The sequence below is a fragment of the Candidatus Borrarchaeum sp. genome, from assembly GCF_019058535.1.
GTDB classification, from domain to species: Archaea; Asgardarchaeota; Sifarchaeia; order Borrarchaeales; family Borrarchaeaceae; genus Borrarchaeum; species Borrarchaeum weybense.
This window is the reverse complement of record NZ_JAHPYX010000191.1, coordinates 1-3360: the sequence shown is the minus strand read 5'-3', so window position 1 is coordinate 3360 and position 3360 is coordinate 1. Positions and strand designations below refer to the sequence as shown.

Here is a 3360-nt window from a genome sequence, read left to right as displayed (position 1 = left end):
GAATAAGATGGAGGGCGATCTCTCCATTTTCATATAGGTTTTGTTGTTGCCCCATAACAAGAATCGTAATGATTCTTAATACTAGCGCGAATGTGAAAAGGAATGCTAGAATCTGCTTCTTATTGACACTTTGTACAAACTTAATAACTTTCATAGACCCCACTACTGACATTGAGTTTTATACCTTTACTAATATGAAATTACGACATCCTAATGTTCTGAATGCTCATCCAAAGAACTAAGGGGAAGTCTTATTATTCAAATGCGTAAAAAGTTTTTCGTATTTCAAACAGCACACTTCTATGGTAAAGTTATTTCTTGCAAATTCGGCTGCATTTTTACTTAACTTATTCACTAAATCTGGTCTATGATATAACTCTAAAATAGTCTGTGCAAACTTTTCTGGATTTTTAGGTACCACACAAAACCCACACTGAGCTTTTTGGATTATTTTTGGTACATCCCCATTTAGAGGGACATTAGCAACAACAACTCTTCCCGCAGCCATTATATCGTTTAATTTCCTTGGAACCGCTGGATAAGTTACCTTATTTTTATCTAACGTAACTAAGCAAATATCTGCTGCTGCTAACAACCTTGAATATGCTCGCCTAGGCTGAAATGGCAACATGATCACATTATACAATTTCAAAGAGTTTACTTTTCTCTCAATTGTTTTTTTCTGTGGACCATCTCCAACTAACACAAAGACTATATTTTTCTCGTCATTAAGTATTGCTGCAACTTTTACGATAGTTTCAAGATCCTGTGAGTAAGACATTATCCCAGCGTAAGCTATAACAAATTTATCCTCGATATTTAATTCCTTTCGAAATTCATTATGTTTTTCTGAGACTCGAATAGTTCTATCATGCCAATTTGGAATTATTGCAATTTTGCTTTCATGAGTTTTTGTTGCAATATACCTTTTGTTACTTTCTGAATATACTATCACCTTATCTGACAGAACGTAAATCAGCTTCTCAAGTATTTTGAATATTTTGATTAATATTGGATTTTTTAAAAATCCTAAGTCAATTACAGCCTGCGGGTAGAGATCCTGGATAGTGATAATTAAAGGTATTCGTCTTATTTTACTTAAAAGCCAGCCCGCAAATACGATTGGCAAAGGAGGAGTATACACTATAATTATATCAGGTTTAGAAAATAACCCGCCGAAAAAAATTAGAAATGGAACTAAGAAATGTTCTATTCCTCGCAAAGTCGGGGAATATTTGGGGGCTGGACTTCGCAATCTTATTACATTAATACCATCTAGCTTTTCTTTTAGAAAAACTCCTCGTCTGTATTTTAAAGGCAGATGTGGATCTTCCTTAGCAAGGTTATATTCTCTAGGAAAGGTTGTCACTACTGTTACTTCATGCCCTCTGTCCGTCAATCCTCTGGCAAATTCGTAAAATAAATGAGAAGCGCTTCCTATCTCTGGAGGAAAATACATCACTAGTAACATTATCTTCAAAGAATCCACCTATAAATTACCAAGAGTGCATATATTTAACTTAATTTAGAATTGCTTTGTCGAATTCCAAGACCTGTCATGTAAAAAATGTTAGATGCCAACTAAACAACTCTTTAATACTTAAGTTTTTTAACTTGCATGTAAGGAGTGACTTATTTTAATGATTGTAGGCGTGTGCAAAACGACTGCACTTAGTAATGTAGAATCTGGAATGTTATCTGGAATCTGCCACAAAGGTGATGATAAATGCAGGTCAAGAAAAAACTAAGAGCATTGCGATCAGTGGGATTTAGAGAAGCAGCTAAGCTAATCCTCAGCGAGTTCCTTTTCGGGAAAGGATTTACATTTTTTGAAAGATTTGGTATCCATGTATTGCCAGTTCATTACTCAAGTCCTGTTCCTGACACACGCGAACTTCGCAAAAATCTAAATGAATGGTATAGGGAATGGAGTTTTACTGGTGTTGATTTTAATATAGACGAACAGATAAAACTTCTTGATAGTCTACGTGGATACGGGCTTGAATGTAATGATTTACCTCATTATGAGAAAGTGGCCGCGCAAGGTTTTGGAGCAGGCTATGGCGAAGTAGAGTCACATATTTTACATGCTATGATTCGTTACTTCAATTCCCGTATTATTATAGAGGTGGGCTCTGGAATTTCAACATTCTTCGCAGTAAATGCGTTATCTCTAAATAAACGAGAGAAAGAGTTAGATTCAAGGATGATTTGTATAGAGCCATATCCGCAGCTGTCACTTAAAAAAATTGAGGGCGATTGTAAAATTGAAATAGTACCCAAGTTAGTGCAGCACTTTGATGTGGATTTCTTTAAAATTTTAGGAAAGGGAGACATCTTGTTCATCGATTCTAGTCATATTGTCAAAATAAACAGTGATGTAAACTATTTGTTTTTAGAAGTGCTTCCTAACCTGAATAAAGGTGTGGTCATTCATATACACGATATTCCCTTTCCGTATCCAACACCCAATCCAGATTACTTCATATTTAGGAGGCACCAGTTTTGGACAGAAGCAGCATTGGCTCAAGCATTTCTTGTACATAATTTTGCATTCAGGATATTATTATGTTCCAGTTATTTACACTATAAAGCACCAGAGGCATTAAGTTCAGTATTCAGCATTTATGACTCAAAGAAACATTTTCCGGCATCTCTCTGGTTACAGAAGGTTCTCTAAAGTAGCATTATTAAGCGAAGTTGACAAGTAAGTTAAGATTAAAAACTCTCTGGAATGATAGGAAACACGATTAGAAATTCCCTGCCACGTCTATACCCAATCCTTTTCCTTTTGAAGAATATATCCAAGAATTCTCTTTTATTCAAAACTCTGCAGTCTTCTTTATATTCTCCCAATTTTCAATAAACCACTCGTGGACTTTTTTCAAACCATCTTTGAATTCTATCTCCGGTTTGTAATTTAAAAGCCTCTTTGCTTTTTCAATAGAGGATAGGAGTCTGTGCTTGACATCCCAATTTCTTCTTTCTATGTATTTAATCCCTGCATCATTACTCGTAAGTCTATTCACTAGGTTGGCAAGATCTATAACTCGGTGTTCTTTTCCAGAACCAAGGTTAAGAGCTTCTCCGATCGCCTCATCTTTTATACCCATCTCTAATAGACCATTTACTATGTCTTCTACGTAGGTCCAATCTCTTGTTTCAGCTCCATCGCCTGTTATCGGTAATTCAAGTCCGTTCATAGCCCAATAAAAGAAGTTTGGAATGACATTTCTGTACTTTCCCGGCACTTCTCCTGGGCCATAGACATTGAAGAACCTCGCATTAACGATGGGTAGATCGTATAGATTGTAGAAATAGTTTGTATACAATTCCCCGAGCAATTTGGTTACCTGATAG

General features: G+C 35.8%; 3 protein-coding genes. 1 reads left to right on the top strand and 2 read right to left on the bottom strand.

The genetic code is table 11. The features are described from left to right. Nucleotides 1–238: 238 nt before the first annotated feature. A complete protein-coding gene (locus QVB70_RS11585; RefSeq protein ID WP_287586336.1) occupies nt 239–1471 on the bottom strand; it encodes a glycosyltransferase family 4 protein in 1233 nt (410 codons plus the stop codon). A gap of 255 nt (nt 1472–1726) precedes the next feature. Here QVB70_RS11585 and QVB70_RS11580 point away from each other — a divergent pair, with 255 nt between their 5' ends. Next, a complete protein-coding gene (locus tag QVB70_RS11580; RefSeq protein ID WP_287586335.1) occupies nt 1727–2680 on the top strand; it encodes a class I SAM-dependent methyltransferase in 954 nt (317 codons plus the stop codon). Between the two features lie 142 nt (nt 2681–2822). On the opposite strand, the gene QVB70_RS11575 is transcribed toward QVB70_RS11580, so the two are convergent. Continuing rightward, on the bottom strand, nt 2823–3360 hold a 538-nt coding region (locus tag QVB70_RS11575; RefSeq protein ID WP_287586332.1), incomplete at its 5' end, for a GDP-mannose 4,6-dehydratase.